The 18,585-nt window shown below is 67.7% G+C and carries 17 protein-coding genes; 6 read left to right on the forward strand and 11 right to left on the reverse strand.

Going from position 1 to position 18,585, the window contains the following annotated elements; translation table 11 throughout:
* Positions 1-5: 5 nt before the first annotated feature.
* The 3 genes from DZC73_RS23150 to DZC73_RS23165 all read right to left on the reverse strand — a co-directional run bounded on the left by DZC73_RS23150 (position 6) and on the right by DZC73_RS23165 (position 3,254).
* Positions 6-1,112 (reverse strand): sensor histidine kinase, encoded by a 1,107-nt coding sequence (locus tag DZC73_RS23150; RefSeq protein ID WP_124542732.1) that lies wholly within the window; start codon positions 1,110-1,112, stop codon positions 6-8.
* A 157-nt stretch (positions 1,113-1,269) separates the two neighbouring features.
* Positions 1,270-1,686, reverse strand: a complete 417-nt coding sequence (locus DZC73_RS23160; protein WP_124542734.1) for a hypothetical protein — start codon at positions 1,684-1,686, stop codon at positions 1,270-1,272.
* Between the two features lie 89 nt (positions 1,687-1,775).
* The gene (locus DZC73_RS23165; RefSeq protein WP_198414926.1) at positions 1,776-3,254 is read right to left on the reverse strand and encodes a DUF4139 domain-containing protein; all 1,479 of its coding nucleotides are present in this window, start codon (positions 3,252-3,254) and stop codon (positions 1,776-1,778) included.
* A gap of 190 nt (positions 3,255-3,444) precedes the next feature.
* Here DZC73_RS23165 and DZC73_RS23170 point away from each other — a divergent pair, with 190 nt between their 5' ends.
* On the forward strand, positions 3,445-5,703 hold the full coding sequence (locus DZC73_RS23170) for a serine hydrolase (RefSeq protein WP_161974711.1): 2,259 nt from the start codon (positions 3,445-3,447) through the stop codon (positions 5,701-5,703).
* Here DZC73_RS23170 and DZC73_RS23175 read toward each other — a convergent pair whose 3' ends face one another.
* Positions 5,704-6,540, reverse strand: a complete 837-nt coding sequence (locus tag DZC73_RS23175) for a fumarylacetoacetate hydrolase family protein (RefSeq protein ID WP_124542737.1) — start codon at positions 6,538-6,540, stop codon at positions 5,704-5,706. It abuts the gene before it with no gap.
* Positions 6,541-6,686: 146 nt separating this feature from the next.
* On the opposite strand from DZC73_RS23175, the gene DZC73_RS23180 reads away from it, so the two are divergent.
* Positions 6,687-7,502 carry a PEP-CTERM sorting domain-containing protein gene (locus DZC73_RS23180; protein ID WP_124542738.1) on the forward strand — a complete coding sequence of 272 codons (816 nt, stop codon included), beginning with the start codon at positions 6,687-6,689 and terminating at the stop codon, positions 7,500-7,502.
* Positions 7,503-7,521: 19 nt separating this feature from the next.
* Here DZC73_RS23180 and DZC73_RS23185 read toward each other — a convergent pair whose 3' ends face one another.
* The 7 genes from DZC73_RS23185 to DZC73_RS23215 are packed head-to-tail and all read right to left on the reverse strand — an operon-like array spanning position 7,522 to position 13,172.
* On the reverse strand, positions 7,522-7,824 hold the full coding sequence (locus DZC73_RS23185; protein ID WP_124542739.1) for an antibiotic biosynthesis monooxygenase family protein: 303 nt from the start codon (positions 7,822-7,824) through the stop codon (positions 7,522-7,524).
* A 35-nt stretch (positions 7,825-7,859) separates the two neighbouring features.
* Complete coding sequence (locus DZC73_RS23190) at positions 7,860-8,561, reverse strand: ABC transporter ATP-binding protein (protein WP_124542740.1); 702 nt, start codon at positions 8,559-8,561, stop codon at positions 7,860-7,862.
* The gene (locus tag DZC73_RS23195; protein ID WP_124542741.1) at positions 8,561-9,322 is read right to left on the reverse strand and encodes an ABC transporter ATP-binding protein; all 762 of its coding nucleotides are present in this window, start codon (positions 9,320-9,322) and stop codon (positions 8,561-8,563) included. The genes DZC73_RS23190 and DZC73_RS23195 overlap by 1 nt, the downstream gene beginning before the upstream one ends.
* A complete protein-coding gene (locus DZC73_RS23200) occupies positions 9,315-10,304 on the reverse strand; it encodes a branched-chain amino acid ABC transporter permease (RefSeq protein WP_124542742.1) in 990 nt (329 codons plus the stop codon). Before DZC73_RS23200 ends, DZC73_RS23195 begins: the two co-directional genes overlap by 8 nt.
* Before the next feature lie 2 nt (positions 10,305-10,306).
* Positions 10,307-11,179 (reverse strand): branched-chain amino acid ABC transporter permease, encoded by an 873-nt coding sequence (locus DZC73_RS23205; protein ID WP_124542743.1) that lies wholly within the window; start codon positions 11,177-11,179, stop codon positions 10,307-10,309.
* A gap of 10 nt (positions 11,180-11,189) precedes the next feature.
* Positions 11,190-12,350: an ABC transporter substrate-binding protein gene (locus DZC73_RS23210; protein ID WP_124542744.1), complete on the reverse strand. Its 1,161-nt coding sequence runs from the start codon at positions 12,348-12,350 to the stop codon at positions 11,190-11,192.
* 24 nt (positions 12,351-12,374) lie between these two features.
* Positions 12,375-13,172 (reverse strand): alpha/beta fold hydrolase, encoded by a 798-nt coding sequence (locus DZC73_RS23215; protein WP_235835248.1) that lies wholly within the window; start codon positions 13,170-13,172, stop codon positions 12,375-12,377.
* A gap of 50 nt (positions 13,173-13,222) precedes the next feature.
* On the opposite strand from DZC73_RS23215, the gene DZC73_RS23220 reads away from it, so the two are divergent.
* From DZC73_RS23220 to boxA, 4 genes are read left to right on the forward strand one after another with little or no spacing between them, the layout of a single operon-like run.
* Positions 13,223-14,176: a helix-turn-helix transcriptional regulator gene (locus DZC73_RS23220; RefSeq protein ID WP_124542746.1), complete on the forward strand. Its 954-nt coding sequence runs from the start codon at positions 13,223-13,225 to the stop codon at positions 14,174-14,176.
* A gap of 48 nt (positions 14,177-14,224) precedes the next feature.
* The gene (boxC, locus tag DZC73_RS23225) at positions 14,225-15,877 is read left to right on the forward strand and encodes a 2,3-epoxybenzoyl-CoA dihydrolase (RefSeq protein ID WP_124542747.1); all 1,653 of its coding nucleotides are present in this window, start codon (positions 14,225-14,227) and stop codon (positions 15,875-15,877) included.
* A 15-nt stretch (positions 15,878-15,892) separates the two neighbouring features.
* On the forward strand, positions 15,893-17,320 hold the full coding sequence (gene boxB, locus DZC73_RS23230) for a benzoyl-CoA 2,3-epoxidase subunit BoxB (RefSeq protein ID WP_124542748.1): 1,428 nt from the start codon (positions 15,893-15,895) through the stop codon (positions 17,318-17,320).
* Entirely contained in the window at positions 17,317-18,498 is a 1,182-nt protein-coding gene (gene boxA / locus DZC73_RS23235; RefSeq protein ID WP_124542749.1) for a benzoyl-CoA 2,3-epoxidase subunit BoxA, read from the forward strand. Before boxB ends, boxA begins: the two co-directional genes overlap by 4 nt.
* Positions 18,499-18,585 lie beyond the last annotated feature (87 nt).

Below are 18,585 nucleotides of genomic sequence, written 5' to 3' on the forward strand. Positions count from 1 at the left end.
TCTCCTCAACGTTGCTGCGGTGCCGGCGTTTCCCAGGGCAGGGTGAGCACGGCTTCGCAGCCCGGATGGATGTTGTACAGCTGCACGCTCGCACCGTCGCCATACAGCAGGCGCAGCCGCTCGCGCAGGTTGGCGATGCCGGTGCCGCCGGGACGCGAGGCATCGGTTGAGCCAGGTGCAGCGGGCGGGCCGGCGCCGTTGTCCTGCACGCGCAGCACCAGGCTGTGGCCCAGGTGGCGTGCGCTCACCAGCAGCTTGAGTTCCGAACCGTCCTCAGGCAGCCCATGCTTGACGGCGTTCTCCGCGAAGCACAGCAGCGCGCCGGGCAGCAGCGAGATGCCGGCGATGTGGTCGGGCACGTCCACCTGCATGCGCATGGGACGGCCCATGCGCTCGCTCAGCAGGTCCAGGTAGGCCTGCACCAGCGCCAGCTCGTCGCGCAGTGGCAACCGGTCTTCGCGGAAGCTGGGCAGCACCAGCTTGAAGTAGCGGATGAGGTGGTCGAGCATCTGCAATGCCCGCGCGCTGTCCAGCTTCACGAGCTGGCGCAGGTTGGCCAGGGTGTTGTAGATGAAGTGGGGCTCGATCTGCGCCTGCAGCAACTGCAGTTGTGCCAATCCGCGCTCATGCTGCGATTGCGACTCGCGCGCACGTGCTGCTTCCTCGGCCTGCCACGCGGCGCGCTCGCGCTGCCGCGCCCGTTCCAGCAGCCACAGGCCGGCGCCGATCAGCGCGCCGAGCAAGGGGGCGCTCACGAAGCCCCGCTCGACCAGTGGTCGCGCGAGGATGAGGTCCACCGCCCGGTCGGCCCAGGCAGCGCGCATGAGCACCATCGCCAGCATCGACGCGGTGGTGGCTGCGGCAGGCCCCACCAGCAGCAGCCACAAGGGGGCCTTGGTGCGACGCAGCAGCCACAGGGCCGCGGCTCCGCCGCCCAGCATCATCACGAGGGTGGTGGGCACCACCTGCACCATCACCATGCGTGGATTGCGCGTGGCCAGCGCCGCCACCAGGGCTACCAGGCAGGCGCCGATGGTGGCCAGCACCAGCGTGTAGCCTTCCAGCGCGCGGGGCGAGCCGGTTTCGGGGTACGTGGGGTCGATGGCGGACATGCAGGAAGCGACAGCAGGCGGATGTCATGCAGACGTCCGGACTGTATCGTCGATGCCGGGCAAAGGCCTTGTCCAGGACCAACCAGGCCGGTGGTGGATCCGGCCTGGTGAATGGCGGAATGCGGGGGGTGAGCGGAACGCCGTCTGGGTGGCCGGGTCAGAGCGCCGCCTTCACCAGCGCGACAATCTGCTCCTGCGTGATCTGCTTGCCGTGCAGTGCGCTGGGCGTCACGCACACTGCGCTGGACGCCGTGCTGGCACACACCGAGCGGAAGCTGTTGACCACGAAGGCATCAGAGCCCACGCCGGACACGGGCGAGGCGTCCTGCGCCATCGCCTGCTTCCAGGCAGCGTACTGCTCCGGGTTGCCGATGCGCAGCGTCACGATGCCTTTGTCGCCGATCTTGTACGCGACGTCGGCGTAGGTCTGCCCGTACCGGGTGTTGGTCTTGGCGGTGTGGCTCACGCCGGCGATGCCCAGCGTCTTCTCGACGGTGGCATCAGACAGCTCGGCCGCGAACGTGCCGGTGGCGCTCAAAGTGGAAACGAGCGTGATCGCAAGAACGCGCTTCATGATGGGGGGCTCCCTTCGGTTGTGGTGGATGAGTGGCGCGCACTCTATCGACCAGGCACGAAGGGATTGTTTCCGTTCGATGCTGCGTTTCAGAATCTCACCAGAACGCGATAGCGCAGCGTGGTGCTGCCGCCGGCCGGCACCGTCACCTGCCACTGCGCCGTGCCCGACGCCACCTTCGTGTGGCGCTGCGATTCCTCCAGCATCTGCCAGTCGCCCGGCACCGGCTCGCGAACAGTGACCGTCACCGTCTCGGTCTTGGCGTTGCGCAGCGTGATCTCGTAGGCGCTCTCGGACACGTAGCTCGCCTTGTTGGTCGGCTCGCGGCGCTTGAAGTCAGTCTGCTTCTTGTCGGCCGTGACGTCGAAGGCTTCGCCCAGCTTGAGCCGCACGGTCTCATTCTTGGGCGTGTGGTCGATGCGGTCTTCGCCGACGAACTGCGCATTGCCCATGCTGTCTCGCTTGTACACGCGCACCACGCCCTTGGGCAGCGGCTGGCCCAGGTGCGAAGCTTCGCGGTTCTCGAACTCCACGAACACGCCCAGCTTCATCTTCTGGCCGATGTCGCCGATGCTGTTGCGGTAGTAGTAGTCATTGCCTTGCAGCAGCAGCTCCTTCTTCACCGGCACGGCAGCGGCGTTGAGCAGCGCGACCTGCTTGGTCTGGTTGTCGGCCAGTGTGGTGGGGCGGTTCAGGGTGTAGAGGTGGTATTCGAACAGCGCTTCCTGCGCCATGCCCGCGGCTGCCACGGGTGCGGCCAGCATCGCGCGCTCGGCCTTGGCGGCCACGCGCATCTCATCTCGCACCCGGTTCACGTTGCCCGCCACCAGCTGAAGCTTCGCATTGGGATAGGCCGTGCCGCTGCGGTTGGTGAGCGTGACCCAGCCGTTGAGGTCCAGCGTCTTGTCGTCAGCGCCCAGCTCGGCCACGTAGTCGGCCTGCCAATTCAGGCCGCCCGTGAGGTAGGACAGCTCCACCTGCTGCGATCCCGCGCGGCGGTTGACGAGCTCCGTCACGAGGGTGGGGCGGTCGCGCAGGTTGGCCGGCACGTCGTCGTACACGATGCGGCCGGGCACGCCCGTCTCGATGCGGTCGCCGATCTTCAGCACCACGCCGTTGTTCGCGGCCAGCACCTGCGCGGTCTCCACCGTCTCGGCGCCCGTGGTGGGGTGGGTCTTCACCACGCGCACGCTGCGGCCCACGTACTTCTCCAGCAGCTTGCCCGGCGTGAGCAGGTCGAAGTCGAAGTTCTGCTCCAGCAGGTCGAACGACCCCGGGTGCGACACGCTGCGCAGTTGCGCGGTCTCGGGCCGCATGCGCGCGCTGACGTCGCGCAGCGCGAGGCGGTTGGCGCCGGCATCCAGGCTCACGCTGCGCGCATCCTTCACCAGCGCCAGGTCTTCGTTGTAGATTGTGATGGCGACGGCTTGCTGGTCGCTGAGCGTGACGCGGCGCTCCTGGACAGCCGTGTTGTCGGCCGGGCGCGACTGGGCCGTTGCGCCCATGGCGGCCAACGCCAGAGCCAAGGCCAAAGCAAGGGTTGCGGGGCGGGGGCGGATCGAAGTCATGAAGGTCTCCTGCGAGGTGGGACGAGTGTCGTTCATGCCCCTTGTACGCACGGTCCCGGCCAATGGGGTGAATGCGCCTGGACCTTTTTGTCCGTCCCGCACATGGGGGATTCTTCGGGGGCGACTAGGGATGTTCCATGGGCGCACAGCGCACTACATTGCCGCCCACTCCAACAACGAGCTTGCGTCCATGTCCCAGATCCAACGCCGCGACTTCATCGCCACCGGCATCGCCGGCCTGAGCCTTCCGCTGTGGTCCACGCCGGCGCGTGCCGCACTCACGCCGCAGAACACCGTGGCATGGCATGGCCGCAACACCGCCGAGCACAAGGCCCTGGTGGACAAGTGGGCGGCCGATGGCTTCCGCACCCTGTCGCTGTCCATCTACGACGAGCCGGCCAACCCGCTGTACGCCGCGGTGATGGTCAAGCGCGCGGCGGTGCATGCCGAGCACCAGGTGTTCCCCCGCACCCATGCGCAGATGCTGCAGGAAATCACCGACCACACCAAGCAGGGCCGCGGCATGTACCTGGTGGGCGTGACCGGTTCGGGCAACTCGGCGGTGTATGCGGCCAGCTTCAAGCCGATGAACGACCTGCCCATCGTCCACCTGGACATGAGCCGCAGCGACTTCTCCACCATCAACACCGCCCAGCACAAGGCCGGCCGCATGCTGATGTGGGTGGATGCCTTCGGCGACGCCGCCAACCCGCGCTTCGCCGGGATCTGGAACACCAACCCCGGCAACGTGGCCTGGACCATCGATGGCTACGACCCCGCCACCGGCAAGCAGGACCTGGACCTCACCGACACCTTGCTGCAGCAGCGCTTCGAGGCCATCTCGTCCATCGGCGGGCGGCCGGCCCACATCGCGCTGTCGCCCAGCGGCGCCACGGTGGAGAACTTCGTGGACACCACCATCGGCCCCTGGGTCTCGCGTGGCGCGATGACCTCGCAGGCCTACCAGGACGAGTTCGACAAGCAGGTGAAGGCAGGCCGCCTGCCGCTGCAGGTCTCGGCCAACGGCTCCGGTGCCAACGCGCGCTTCGCCGCCATCTTCGCCACGCGCGAGGAGACCGATGCCCGCGTGCACCGCAACCAGGGCCCGGTCACCGTCGCCGCCATCGACAAGGCGATGAAGGACTACCTGGAAGCCGAGAACCTTCGCGGCGTGGCGCTGGCCATCGCGCGCGGCAACAAGCTGGTGTACGCCAAGGGCTACACCTGGGCCGAGCCCGGCTACACCGACATCACGCCGCAGACCCTGTTCCGCCAGGCCAGCGTGTCCAAGACCTACTGCGGCGTGGCCATGATGCGGCTGATGCAGCTCAAGCCCGAGATCAAGCTGGACACCAAGGTCCAGAGCATCATGAACCTCAAGCAGCCCAACGGGAGCGCGCCGGCGGACTCGCGCTGGGCCGACATCACCATCAAGCACCTGCTGGAAAGCGACTCGGGCATTCCGCAAGGGCTGATGTACAGCAGCGCCGCCGCGGCCCAGGCCTTCAACAAGCCGCTGCCGGCCACGCATGCGCAGCTGCTCAGCTACGCCACCACCCAGATGCTCACCGGCGCGCCGGGCGACAAGAACAACTCGGTGTACGGCAACTTCGACTACATGTTCCTCGGCGAGATCATTGCCAAGGTGCTGGGCGTGGGCAGCTTCGTGCAGGCGCTGGACCAGCTCGTGCTCAAGCCGCTGAGCCTGACCCACACCCGCGGCTCGCGCAGTCTCATCACCGACCAGTTGCCCGGCGAGGCCCGCCACCACATGACGGTGTACGACCCGGACGCCGGCTGGGCGCTGTATCCCTTCGAGGTGCTGCCTGACCAGCGCGGCCTGGGCGGCAAGCTCGTTCCCACGCACTACGGCAACCTCGACTATGAGATGTTCACCGGTGCCGGCGGCCTCTCGGCCTCGGTGGTGGACGTGGCGCGCCTGGGCGCGATGTTCAGCGTGCGCAGCGGCAACCCGGTGCTCAGCAGCGACACCATCGACAAGATGATGCAGGCCGTGGTCGATGCGGGCGCCACGCTCAAGACCTCCGCCGGCAAGGGCTCGCACGGCTACTACGGGCTGGACTGGGCGCAGATCAATGATGCCGCCAAGCACGTGGTCACCGGCTCCAAGGGCGGCTGGCTGCCGGGGCAGGGCACGGTGCTGCAGTTCACCACCGGCGGCTTCACCTATGCCATTGCCATCAACGGCAATGCCGACGTGAAGTTCGACTGGATGACGCCCGTGGCCACGGCGGCGCAGGCGCAGTCGTGGAGCGACGACGACCTGTTCCACACCGCCTTCGGGATGCCCACGCTGGGCAACAACTTCTCGCAGATCATCCAGCTGCCGGTGAGCCAGCTGCAGGCGGTGAAGTCCATGACCATGGTGCGCGAGTCCATGGGCGTGGCGCGGCCGACGAGGCCGCAGTTCATCCTGCAAAAACGCTGATCAGGTGACGCGCTGGCGCTGGGTCCCCAGGGGCCCGGCGCTGAGCGTCATCACGTCGCCACGCTTGAGGAACACCGGCGGCTTCATGCCCAGGCCCACACCGGCCGGCGTGCCGGTGATGATCACGTCACCGGGCAGCAGCGTCATGAACTGGCTGAGGTAGGACACGATGTGCGCCACCGGGAAGATCATGTCCGAGCTGTGGCCGTCCTGGCGCAGTTCGCCGTTCACGCGCAGCTCCAGCGGGATGGTCTGCGGGTCGGGCAGTTCATCGGCCGTGACCAGCCACGGGCCGATGGGGCCGAAGCCGTCGTAGCTCTTGCCCTTGATCCATTGCCCATTGCGCTTCATCTGCCAGTCGCGCTCGGAGATGTCGTTGGCGAGCACGTAGCCGGCCACGTGCGACAGGGCCCGCTCCGCGCTCACGCGCTGCGCCGTGGTGCCGATGACGAAACCCAGCTCCACTTCCCAGTCGGATGCCTGCGAACCTTCGGGCAGCGCCACGTCGTCGTTCGGCCCGGCCAGCGCGGTGATGGCCTTGGAGAACACGACAGGCTCCTTGGGAATCTCCAGGCCGGCTTCTTCCGCATGCTTGCGGTAGTTCAGGCCGATGGCGATGAATTGGCGCGAGCCCGCGATGGGCACGCCCAGGCGCTCTCCTTCAGGCACCAGCGGCATGCGGCGCAAATCGATTGCAGCCAGGGCGTTGAGCTTGGCAGGGGACAGCCATTGCGGCGTGAAATCGGGAACGAGCAGCGAGAGGTCGCGCGGACGACCGTCGCCGTCGAGTGCGCCCGGTTTTTCCTGCCCTGCCGGGCCGTGTCGCAGCAGCTTCATGGAAAACGTCCTTGTGCGATTTGGGGTCTTGATGATGAGGCATTTGGTAACACACGCGAGCACATCGTCCCCCTAAACGCAGGGGGCTGGTACTGCAGCGCCCAACCTAAGCTTCGCGCTCCAACAATTCACGGGAGAGAGATTCCATGCGATCCATTCTTGCCGGCTTGTGCTGCCTGACCCTGGCGGCTTCGGGTGCCCACGCCGCGACCTCCAACGCCAGTGCCCAGCTCGGGACCTTGCATTTCAGCGTGACCGATCTGGACCTCACCGATGGCGTGACGGCCGACTACTCACTGCTGCAAAGCGTCGATGGCCCAGCGGGCAACGGCAGGTCCGTGGCACGCTTCGGTGCGGCCGACGTCATCACGGTCGAGAACCGGGTTGAAGGCCCCGAGACCTTCGGAGCCTACGTACCGGTCAGCGCACTGAGTGCGGCGGCGCAGGCACGTGTGACCCTGGTCCCGGGCGGGGCGACAGCCGAGGCGAGCGCGATCAAGGACAACGCCTTCGCAGAGTCCGGGGCGCTCTCGTCCACCGGCTACCTGAGCAGCGCCCCCTACGCGTTCACGCTGGAGTTGACCGCGAACACCGCGCTCACCATCACCATGGACGCCGCCACGCTGGCCTCCGCGGGCACGGTGTGCGGCATCCTCGGCGATTTCTGCGGAAGCGCTGCGTCCTTCGTGAGCCTCTCCGGGCGCATGCGGGTGGCCGGAGAAGGCACCACCGAGAGCGTTCTGCGCAGCGATGCCGGTTTCCTGTCCGGCAGCGCCTTTGACGCGAAGACCGGGCTGCTCACCATCACGCTCTTCAACCACCAGGCGTTCACCAACTCGGGGTGGCTGGACACCTCCGTCTACTCCACTGCCTCGGTCGTGCCGGAGCCTGAGACCTATGCGTTGATGCTGGCCGGCCTCGCGCTCATCGCCGGCCTCCGCCGGCGCCGCAGCGTCCGGTAGATGGCGCCCGGCCGCCGGTTCAGGCCGACTTCGCCAGCAAGCTGAAGTGCTCCACCACCGGCGGCTTGGCGAAGTACGGCCCGACGATCGCCCGCCACTGCGGGAACAGCGGGCCGCCGCGGAAGCCGACGGTGTGGTCCTCCAGCGTGTCCCAATAGATCATCAGCACGTAGCGCTCGGGCGATTCGATGCCCTTGTTGACCTTGAAGCCGCGAAAGCCCTGGGCCTGCGAGACGACGGTGGCGATGCCGCGCTGGATGGCTTCGTCGAATTCCGCCTGTTTGCCGGGCGGGATGGTGATGTCGGCGATTTCAAGGATCATGGTGCTTGTCAGGTTGATGGTGCCGGCGCCGATTCTCACACCCCGAGCCAGCGCGCCAGCCCGTCGTGGTCGCGCGCCAGTTCGGCGGACGCGCCTTCCATGACGATGCGGCCCTTCTCCATCACCACCGCGCGGTCGGTGTGCGCCAGTACGGCGCGGTAGTTGCGGTCCACGATCAGCGTGCCGATGCCCGTGGCGCGGATCTCGCTGATCACGCGCCAGATCTCCGCCACCACCAGCGGCGCGAGGCCCTCGGTGGCTTCGTCAAGGATGAGCAGCCGAGGGTTGGTCATCAGCGCGCGGCCGATCGCCAGCATCTGCTGCTCACCGCCGGACAGTTGCTGGCCGCCGTGCCTGAGCCGCTCGGCCAGGCGCGGGAAGGTGTGCAGCACGCGCTCCAGCGACCAGTGCTGCTCGCCGCCGACGCCGGCGCGTGCGCACATCACGAGGTTCTCGCGCACCGAGAGGTTGGCGAAGATGCCCCGGCCCTCGGGCACGTAGCCCACGCCCAGCCGCGCGATGCGCTCGGGCGCGAAGCCGGTGACCTCGCGATCTCCCCAACGCAACGACCCACCGGTGGCGCGCACATAGCCCATCAGCGTGCGGATGAGCGTGGTCTTGCCCATGCCGTTGCGTCCCAGCAGGCCGGTGGAGACGCCCGCTGGCAGCGACAGGCTCACGCCGCGCAGCACGTGGCTGTCGCCGTAGTGGGCATGGAGCTGGTCGACGTACAGCATCAATGCCCCTGCGTGCCATCGCCGAGGTAGGCCATCTGCACCTCGCGGTTGTTGCGGATATGCTGTGGCCTGTCGCTGGCGATGGTCTCGCCGTTGACCATCACCGTGATGCGGTCGGCGATGCGGAACACCGCGTCCATGTCGTGTTCGACCAGCAGTACCGCATGCCCGGCCTTGAGCTGGTCCAGCAGGCCCAGCATGCGTTCGCTTTCCTCCGCACCCATGCCGGCCAGCGGCTCGTCCAGCAGCAGCACGCACGGGCGCGTGGCCAGGCACATCGCGATCTCCAGTTGGCGCTTGCCGCCGTGGCTCAGGGCACCGGCGGGGCGCTGTGCGTGCTCCTCCAGCCCCGTTGCGGCCAAGGCCTCGTGCGCGGCGCGCGTGCTCGCATCGCAACGCGCGGCGGATTCCCACAGGGCCCATGCCCGCGGCTGCATCGCTTGCGCTGCCAGCCGGCAGTTCTCGAACACGCTGAATTCCGCAAAGACGGTGGTGCGCTGGTAGCTGCGGCCAACGCCGGCGCGGGCGCGCCGTGGTTGTGGCCAGCGCGTCACCTCGTGGCCCGCGAATTCGATGCGGCCGCTGGTGGCGGGCAGTTCGCCCGACAGCATGTTGATCAGCGTGGACTTGCCCGCGCCATTGGTGCCGATCACGGCATGCACCTCGCCCACGTTCAAGTCCAGGCTCACGCCATTGACGGCGGCCAGCCCGCCGAAGCGGCGCGTCAGGCCCGTCGCGCGAAGCAGGGGCGCCTCAGTCATGGGCGGGCTCCCCGGTGGCCGCCGGCTTGACGCGCCTCACGCTGGCCAATCCGATCAGCCCGCGCGGCAGCAAGGCCACGAAGGCGATCACCGTGAAGCCGTAGGTGAGCTGCCAATGCGACGCCAGCGCCCCCAGCCAGGCCTCGGTCTGGAAAAACTCCTTGAGCAGCGTGAGCGCGATCGCGCCCAGCACCGCGCCGCGCAAGTGGCCGATGCCGCCGAGGATCACCATCAGCAGCACGCCGCCGGATTCATGCCAGCTCAGCAGCTCCGGGTTGACGGCGCCGTCCTTCACCGCGAGCAGGAAGCCCGCGAGGCCCGCGAGAGCACCGGCCAGCACGAAGGCGGCCAGCTTGTACGCAGTGGTCGGGAAGCCCGTGGCCCGCATGCGCTGCTCGTTCGCGCGGATGCCCGCCAATGCATGGCCGAAGCGCGAGCGCCGCACCAGCGCCAGCAGCGCATACGTGAAGACCAGCGCGGCCCACACGGCGAAGTAGATGTGCTGCTTGTCGTCGAGGTTGACCAGCGTCTTGCCGCCGAAGGCCAGCACCGGCTTGTTGTAGAGGAACAGCCCGTCGCTGCCGCCGGCGATCCTGGTGTCGTGCACCACGAAGTAGGCCATCTGCGCGAAGGCCAGCGTGACCATGATGAAGTACACGCCCTTGGTGCGCAGGCTGAGCGCGCCGACGAAGAGGGCGTACAGCGCGGCGGCGCCGATGGCGGCGAGCAATGTCGTTGCCAGGCCAGGCGCAGACGCATCGGCCGCGAGCAGCACCGTCACGTAGGCGCCGATGCCCAGGAACGCGGCATGGCCCAGGCTCACGAGTCCCGTCATGCCCACCAGCAATTCCAGGCTGAGCGCAAAGATGGCGTAGATGGCGATCTTCACCACCAGGTCATGCGTGTATGGCGTGAGCACCACGGGCAGGGCCGCCAGCAGCAAGGCGGCGATCGCCGGCGTCAACCAGGCAGGCCATTTCATCGTCAGGCCGCCCGCCGCACCAGGCCCTCGGGCCGCCACACCAGGATGACGGCCATCAACAGGTACACCCCCACGCCGCTGTACTCCGAGAAGAACACCTTGCCGAAGGTGTCCACGACACCCACCAGCAGCGACGCCACCAGCGCGCCGGTGATGGAGCCGATGCCGCCGATCACCACCACCACGAAGCAGATGATGAGCACGCTGGAGCCCATGCCCGGGTACACCGAGGACATCGGCGCCGCGATCATCCCCGCCAGCGCGGCCAGCGCCACGCCGCCCGCGAACACCGTGCGGTACAGCAGCTGGATGTTCACGCCCAGCCCGCGCACCATGTCGCGGTTGCTCGCGCCGGCGCGGATCATCATGCCCAGCCGCGTGCGGTTGACCACCCAGTACAGCCCGACGGCCAGCACGATGCACGCCGCCGAGGCGAAGAGCCGGTACCACGGGTAGGACATCAGGCTGCCCAGCGCGAAGCTCCCCGACAGCCACTGTGGAATCGGCACCCCGTGCACGTCGTTGCCCACCAGCAGCGAGCGCACTTCCTCGAACACGAGGATGAGCGCGTAGGTCATCAGCACCTGCTGCAGGTGCTCGCGCTGGTAGAGGAAGCTGAAGAACACCCACTCCAGCACGAAGCCGAAGAGGGCCGCCAGCACCACGCCCGCGAGCAGCATGCCGATGAAGTTGCCACCGAACGCCGGCGCCAGCACGAAGGCCATGTAGGCGCCCAGCATGTAGAAGCTGCCATGGGCGAGGTTGATCACGCCCATGATCCCGAAGATGAGCGTCAGGCCACTGGCGACCAGGAAGAGCAGCAAGCCGTACTGGACGGCGTTGAGGCACTGGACGAGGAAGGTGGGGAGGTCCACTCAGCCTCGGTCAGAGTTTGCAGCCGCGCGCCGGGTCTGCCAGCGCCTTCACCGCCACGCTCCTGAACTCGTTGTTCACGCCCTTGGCTTCGCGCACATACATGTCCTGCACCGGATTGCCGGCCGCTGACATCGTGAACTTGCCGCGCGGGCTGTCCACGGTGGCCTTGTGCATCGCAGCGCCGATCACGTCCTTCTTGCCGATGTCGCCCTTGGCCGCGGCCAGGCCGGCCGACAGCAATTGCGCGGCGTCGTAGCCTTGCACGGCGTAGACATCGGCGTTGGCCTTGTAGGTCAGCGCGAAGCTCTTGCGGAAGGCGTTGTTGCGCGGGGTCTCCAGGTTGTCGGCATAGTGCAGCGTGGTCATCAGGCCTTGTGCCGATGCGCCCTGCGCTTCGAGCGTGCCGTCGGTGAGGAAGCCCGAGCCGTACAGGGGAATGGTCTTGTTCAGGCCGGCTGCTGCATAGTCCTTGACGAACTTCACTGCGCCGCCGCCCGCGAAGAACGCGAACACCGCATCGGGCTTCTGCGCCGCGATCTCGGTGAGCAGGGCCTGGAACTCGACGTTCGGGAAGGGCAGGTTCAAGTCCTTGATGACCTTGCCGCCGCCCTTCTCGAAGGCTTCCGTGAAGCCCTTCACCGTCTCGCTGCCGGCCGCGTAGTTCCAGGTGATGGTCATGGCGCGCTTGTGGCCGCGCTGCGCCATCACCACGCCGGTGGAGTAGCCCGGCTGCCAGTTCGAGAACGAGCTGCGCACGATGTTGCTGCCGCACAGCGGGCCGGTGATGGCGTCCGCGCCCGCATTGGGCACGATGAGCAGCGTGTTGCTGTCCTTCGCTGCCTTGGCCATGGCCAGCGCCACGCCCGAATGCACGGTGCCCACCAGCACGTCCACCTGGTCGCGCTTGATGAGCTTGTTGACGTTGTCCGTGGCCTTGGACGGGTCGGACTCGTCGTCCACCTTGAAGTACTGGATCTCGCGGCCAGCGAGCTTGCCCCCTTGCTCCTGCACGTAGAGCTTGAAGCCGTTCTCGATCATGTTGCCCAGCGATGCGTAGGTGCCGGAGTAGGGCAGCATCAGGCCGACCTTGATGGGCGCACCTTGTGCGTGCGCGCCGAGCGAGAGGCCGGCGGCGAGCGCGGCGGACGAGAGCTTGAGCCAGGTTGTCATGCGGGTCTCCTGTGGGTCACGCGTTCATCGTTCGTGGGTGGCCGCGCCATCGCTTCGGATGAAGGCGCCGGCCTCGGCGATCAATCGTTCAGGCTGGTCGCGGTGCGGCGTGTGCCCGCAGCGCTGCAATGCGAGCACACGGGCATGCGGCACGCGCCGCGCGATCGCCTCGACCTGCGCCATCGTGCCGTACTCGTCGTCGATGCCTTGCACCACCAGCAGCGGACAAGCGATGGTGCCGATCTCGGCTTCGATGTTCCATGCGCGAAACGCCGGGTCCAGCCAGATGTCGTTCCAGCCCCGGAATGCCGAATCGACGTCGGCATGGTAGCGAGCCAGGCGCGTGCGCAAATCGGTGGTTTCATAGGCCGTGCGCGTGGCGGCGATGGCGTCGATGCCGAAGTCTTCGGTGAAGACGTGCGCAGCCAGGCTCACCACGCCAGCCACCGGAAAGCGCGACGCATGCAGCAAGGCGATGGAGCCGCCGTCGCTGTGGCCGAAGAGCCATGGGCGTTCGATGCCGAGTTGCTTGAACAGGGGAGGCAGCACCTCGAAGGCTTGCTGGTGCATGAAGTCCACCGGCCAGCGCTCGCCCGGTGGCTTGGGGGTGGAGCAGCCGTAGCCGTAGCGCGAGAAGACCAGGCCGCGCAAGCCATTGGCTTCGCAGAACTGCTGCGGGAAATCCTTCCACAGCGCCACCGAGCCCAGGCCTTCGTGCAGGAACACGACGGGCGGGTGCGCGGACTCCTTAGCCCCTACCCACGCGCACTCCAGCCGCAGCAGGCGGGATCGCCACTCGATCTGGACGAAGCTTTCGTTCAAGGCGGGTCCTTTGGGGTCCGTGCGGCTTGCGCTGCGCCGGGCAATGCAATATGTTGCATGGATTGTCCACATCGAACGACCCGGGTGAACCCGTGCCCCGACCCAGACCCGCCATCGCACCGCCCGACGACAAGGACGCCTTTCTCGCTGCCCTGGGCGAGCGCACGCGCGCGCTGCGCGCACGCCGCGGCCTGACGCGCAAGAGCCTGGCGCAGGCGGCGGGCGTGTCCGAGCGGCACATCGCCAACGTCGAGATGGGGGTGGGCAATGCCTCGGTGCAGTTCCTGCGGCAGGTGGCGCAGGTGCTCAACTGCTCGCTGGCCGAACTGGTGGGCGACGAGACGGCGTCGTCGCCGGAGTGGCTGATGATCCGCGAGATCCTGCGCGGGCGCAGCGAGGCGGAGCTGGGCCAGGTGCGGCATGCGCTGGCCGGCATGTTCGGTGCGCCGGCCAGCCCGTCAGCCCGGCGCCAGCGGATCGCGCTGGTGGGCATGCGCGGCGCCGGCAAGAGCACGCTGGGCCAACTGCTGGCCGACGAACTGGCCGTGCCCTTCATCGAGCTGAACCGCGAGATCGAATCGCTCGCCGGGTGCGGCGTGTCGGAAATCCATTCGCTGTACGGCGAGCGTGCCTACCGCCGCCACGAACGGCGCGCGCTGGAGGAGGCGATCCAGCAGCATCCGAAGGCGGTGATCGCCACGCCCGGCGGCATCGTGTCGGAGCCGGCGACCTTCAACCTCCTCCTGGCCCATTGCCACACCATCTGGCTGCGGGCCACGCCCGAGGAGCACATGGGCCGTGTGCTGGCGCAGGGCGACACGCGGCCGATGGGCCGTTCGGGCAATGCGGAAGCGATGGCCGACCTGCGCCGCATCCTCGACAGCCGCACGCCGTTCTATTCCAAGGCGGATGCCAGCTTCGACACCAGCGGAAAGCCGTTGGATGCGGCATTGGCCGGCTTGAAGCGGGTCTTGAAGGCAAGGGCGCTGGAGCGCACCGGTTGACCGTGCCAGCCACATGCACTAAATTGCATGTGACCTCCGGGAGCAGTCATGGACCCGTCCTTTGCCGTCGACTTCGAGACCCACCCCAGCCGTTACCGCCATTGGGCGCTTCGCACCGAGGGTGCCACCGCCACGCTGGCCCTGAAGGTGGACGAGGACGGCGGCCTGGTGCCCGGCTACAAGCTCAAGCTCAACAGCTACGACCTGGGCGTGGACATCGAGCTGCATGACGCGGTGCAGCGCATCCGCTTCGAGCATCCGCAGATTCGCACGGTCATCATCACCAGCGACCGCGAGCGGGTGTTCTGCTCGGGCGCCAACATCTTCATGCTGGGGCAGTCCACCCATGCGTGGAAGGTGAACTTCTGCAAGTTCACCAATGAGACGCGCAACGGCATCGAGGACGCGAGCCGGCACAGCGGGCTCAAGTTCATCGCCGCGGTGAACGGCGCCTGTGCGGGCGGTGGCTACGAGCTGGCCATGGCCTGCGACGAGATCATCCTCATCGACGACCGCTCGTCGGCGGTGAGCCTGCCCGAGGTGCCGCTGCTGGGCGTGCTGCCGGGCACGGGCGGCCTCACGCGGCTGACCGACAAGCGGCGCGTGCGGCATGACCTGGCCGATGTCTTCTGCACCACCAGCGAGGGCGTGCGCGGCCAGCGCGCGAAGGACTGGCGGCTGGTGGACGAGGTGGTGAAGCCGCAGGGCTTCGCGCAGCGCGTGCAGGAGCGGGCGCGTGAGCTCGCGGCCGCCAGCGACCGGCCGGCACAGGCCAAGGGCGTGGTGCTGCCGGCCTTGACCAGGACGTTGAAGCACGATGGCATCGCCTACCGGCACGTCGACCTGCAGTTCGACCGCGCCGCCAGGCACGCCACGATCACCGTGTCGGCGCCGATGGGCGCGCAGCCGCTGGACATCGCCGGCATCGAGCAGGCCGGCGCGCAGTGGTATGCGCTTGAGATGGCGCGCGAGCTGGACGACGCCATCCTGCACCTGCGCGCCAACGAGCCGGAGCTGGGCACCTGGATCATCAAGACACGCGGCAGCGCCGATGCGGTGAGCGCCCTGGACGCCACCTTGCTCGCGCATTCGCAGCACTGGTTCGTGCGCGAGACCATCGGCTTGCTGCGGCGCACGCTGGCGCGGCTGGACGTGAGTTCGCGCTCGATCTTCGCGCTGGCCGACCGTGGCTCCTGTTTCGTCGGCAGCTTCTTCGAACTGGCGCTTGCGGCTGACCGCATCTACCTTCAGCACCTGCCCGACGAGTCCGAGGCGCAGCCGCGCGTGGGCCTCACCGGCATGAACCTGGGCCTGCTGCCGATGGTGAGCCACGAGACTCGGCTGCAACGCCGGCTGCATGGCCACGAGCTGAATGAAGCCCAGCAGTCGCGCGGCCAGCTGCTCGATGCCGACGAGGCGATGCGCCTGGGCCTGGCCACCGCAACGCCCGACGACATCGACTGGGACGACGAGATCCGCATTGCGCTGGAAGAGCGCGCCAGCATGTCGGCCGACGCGCTGACCGGCCTGGAAGCCAACCTGCGCTTCACCGGCCGCGAGAGCATGGAGACGCGCATCTTCGCGCGCTTGAGCGCCTGGCAGAACTGGATCTTCCAGCGGCCGAATGCCGTGGGCGAGGGCGGGGCGCTGAAGGTGTACGGCACCGGCACCAAGCCGCAGTTCGACCGCAAACGCATCTGAAGAGCGAGGCCTGCCTTGAGCGCAATCGACTACAGCGACAAGATTCCCAACAACGTCAACCTGTCGGAAGACCGCGCCCTGCAGCGCGCACTGGAGCACTGGCAACCCAACTACCTGAGCTGGTGGCAGGACATGGGCCCCGAGGGTGCGCAGGGCTTCGACGTCTACCTGCGCACGGCAGTGAGCACCACGCCCGACGGCTGGGCCCACTTCGGCCACGTGAAGATGCCCGACTACCGATGGGGCATCTTCCTCGCGCAGCCGGAGGCCGACCGGCGCATCGGCTTCGGCGAGCACCAGGGCGAGGCGGCCTGGCAGGACGTGCCCGGCGAGCATCGCGCCAACCTGCGGCGCATCATCGTCACGCAAGGCGACACCGAGCCCGCCTCGGTCGAGCAGCAGCGGCACCTGGGCCTCACGGCGCCCAGCCAGTACGACCTGCGCAACCTCTTCCAGGTCAACGTAGAAGAAGGCCGGCATCTGTGGGCCATGGTCTACCTGCTGCACAAGCATTTCGGCCGTGATGGCCGCGAGGAGGCCGAAGCGCTGCTGGAGCGCCGCTCGGGCGACGTGGACAACCCGCGCATCCTCGGTGCCTTCAACGAGAAGACGCCGGACTGGCTGGCCTTCTTCATGTTCACCTACTTCACCGACCGCGACGGCAAGTTCCAGCTCAATGCACTGGCCGAGAGCGGCTTCGACCCGCTGAGCCGCACCACGCGCTTCATGCTGACCGAAGAGGCGCACCACATGTTCGTGGGCGAGTCGGGCGTGTCTCGTGTCATCCAGCGCACCTGCGAGGTGATGAAGGAGCACGGCATCGAGGACCCGGCCGAGGTGCGCCGGCACGGCGTCGTCGACCTGCCCACGCTGCAGCGCTACCTCAACTTCCACTACAGCGTGACGATCGACCTCTTCGGCGCCGACCAGTCGAGCAACGCGGCGATCTTCTACAGCGCCGGGCTCAAGGGCCGCTTCGAGGAAGGCAAGCGCGCCGACGACCACCTGCTCAAGGGCGAGAGCTACCGCATCCTCGACGTGAAGGATGGTGCGCTGGTGGAGCGCGAGGTGCCCATGCTCAATGCGCTGAACGAGGTGCTGCGCGACGACTTCATCCGCGATTCCATCGGTGGCATCGGGCGCTGGAACAAGGTGATCGAGAAGGCGGGGCTGCCCTTGCGCCTGAGCGTGCCGCACAAGGCCTTCAACCGGCAGATCGGCAGCTTCAGCGGCATGAAGATCAGCCCGGACGGGCGCGTCGTGTCCGAGGCTGAATGGGCGGCGCATGTGAACGATTGGCTGCCCGCCGATGAAGACCGCGCCTACGTCGCCTCGCTGATGGGCCGCGTGGTCGAGACGGGCCGCTACGCGAACTGGATCGCGCCGCCGGCCATCGGCATCAACAAGCGGCCGGTGAACTTCGAGTACGTGCGGTTCTCGTGAGCGACCTCCTCATCCGCCAGCATCTCATCGACCCCGAGGTCTGCATCCGCTGCAACACCTGCGAGGAGACCTGCCCGGTCGATGCGATCACGCACGACAGCCGCAACTACGTGGTGGACGCGGCCGTCTGCAACGGCTGCAATGCCTGCATCTCGCCGTGCCCGACGGGCAGCATCGACCACTGGCGGGTGGTGTTCAAGGACCGGGCCTACACGCTGGCCGAGCAGTTCTCGTGGGACGAACTGCCCGTGCAGCAGGAGACGCCGGATGCGGAACTGGTGAAACCCGAGGCCGCGCCGCAGGCCAATGCCGCGACCTCGCCAACCTCCACCATCGCGCCCTCGTCGGCTGCCACGCCGCAGCTCAACCTCTTCACGCAAAAGAGCACGCTGATGGCGACGGTGGCCGGCAATTTCCGCCTCACCGAGCCGGATGCCGAGAGCGACATCCGCCACATCGTGCTGGACTTCGGCATGCACCGCTTCCCGCTGCTGGAAGGGCAGAGCATCGGCATCATTCCTTCGGGCAGCGATGCGCAGGGCCGGCCGCACTACCCGCGCATGTACTCCATCGCCAGCCCGCGCGGCGGCGAGCGCGAGGGCTACAACAACGCCTCGCTGACGGTGAAGCGCGTGCCCGGCGGCGTCGGTTCGAACTACCTGTGCGACCTGCAAAAGGGCGACACGGTGCAGATCACCGGCCCCTTCGGCGACCGCTTCCTCATGCCCAACCACGCGGGCTCGAACATCCTCATGATCTGCACAGGCACCGGATCCGCGCCCATGCGCGCGATGACCGAGCACCGCCGCCGCCTGCGCGCCGCGGGGCAGGATGCGGGCGGCAAGCTCATGCTCTTCTTCGGCGCGCGCCGGCGCGAGGAGCTGCCTTACTTCGGCCCGCTGATGAAGCTGCCGCCTGAATTCATCGACACCAGCTTCGCCTTCTCGCGCGAGCCGGGCAGGCCGCGCGCCTACGTGCAGGACCGCATCCGCGAACGCGCTGCCGACGTGGCCGCGCTGCTCGCGCAGGACAGCTTCGTCTACATCTGCGGGTTGAAGGGCATGGAAGAGGGTGTGCTGCAGGCGCTGGCCGAGGCCTGCGCGCAGGCAGGCATGGACTGGCCGTCCCTGCACATGCGCTACGTGCGCGAGGGACGCTTCCACGTCGAGACCTACTGACCCCCCACCACATCGGGCGATGTGGCAAGCACGCTTGACCACGTCCGCATCGCGGCTCAAGCTCTCGCCTGTCTCGTTCACATCCCA

It is taken from the genome of Rhizobacter terrae (assembly GCF_003852895.1).
GTDB classification, from domain to species: domain Bacteria; phylum Pseudomonadota; class Gammaproteobacteria; order Burkholderiales; family Burkholderiaceae_C; genus Albitalea; species Albitalea terrae.

Bases quoted from the DNA above. Each gene is read 5' to 3' on its own strand.
- boxC (WP_124542747.1), top strand. From the start codon at position 14,225: ATGGACCCGTCCTTTGCCGTCGACTTCGAGACCCACCCCAGCCGTTAC.
- DZC73_RS23200 (WP_124542742.1), bottom strand. From the start codon at position 10,304: ATGAAATGGCCTGCCTGGTTGACGCCGGCGATCGCCGCCTTGCTGCTG.
- DZC73_RS23190 (WP_124542740.1), bottom strand. From the start codon at position 8,561: ATGCTGTACGTCGACCAGCTCCATGCCCACTACGGCGACAGCCACGTG.
- DZC73_RS23220 (WP_124542746.1), top strand. From the start codon at position 13,223: ATGTTGCATGGATTGTCCACATCGAACGACCCGGGTGAACCCGTGCCC.
- DZC73_RS23170 (WP_161974711.1), top strand. From the start codon at position 3,445: ATGTCCCAGATCCAACGCCGCGACTTCATCGCCACCGGCATCGCCGGC.
- DZC73_RS23195 (WP_124542741.1), bottom strand. From the start codon at position 9,322: ATGACTGAGGCGCCCCTGCTTCGCGCGACGGGCCTGACGCGCCGCTTC.
- DZC73_RS23150 (WP_124542732.1), bottom strand. From the start codon at position 1,112: ATGTCCGCCATCGACCCCACGTACCCCGAAACCGGCTCGCCCCGCGCG.
- DZC73_RS23210 (WP_124542744.1), bottom strand. From the start codon at position 12,350: ATGACAACCTGGCTCAAGCTCTCGTCCGCCGCGCTCGCCGCCGGCCTC.
- DZC73_RS23160 (WP_124542734.1), bottom strand. From the start codon at position 1,686: ATGAAGCGCGTTCTTGCGATCACGCTCGTTTCCACTTTGAGCGCCACC.
- DZC73_RS23165 (WP_198414926.1), bottom strand. From the start codon at position 3,254: ATGACTTCGATCCGCCCCCGCCCCGCAACCCTTGCTTTGGCCTTGGCT.
- DZC73_RS23175 (WP_124542737.1), bottom strand. From the start codon at position 6,540: ATGAAGCTGCTGCGACACGGCCCGGCAGGGCAGGAAAAACCGGGCGCA.
- DZC73_RS23185 (WP_124542739.1), bottom strand. From the start codon at position 7,824: ATGATCCTTGAAATCGCCGACATCACCATCCCGCCCGGCAAACAGGCG.
- DZC73_RS23180 (WP_124542738.1), top strand. From the start codon at position 6,687: ATGCGATCCATTCTTGCCGGCTTGTGCTGCCTGACCCTGGCGGCTTCG.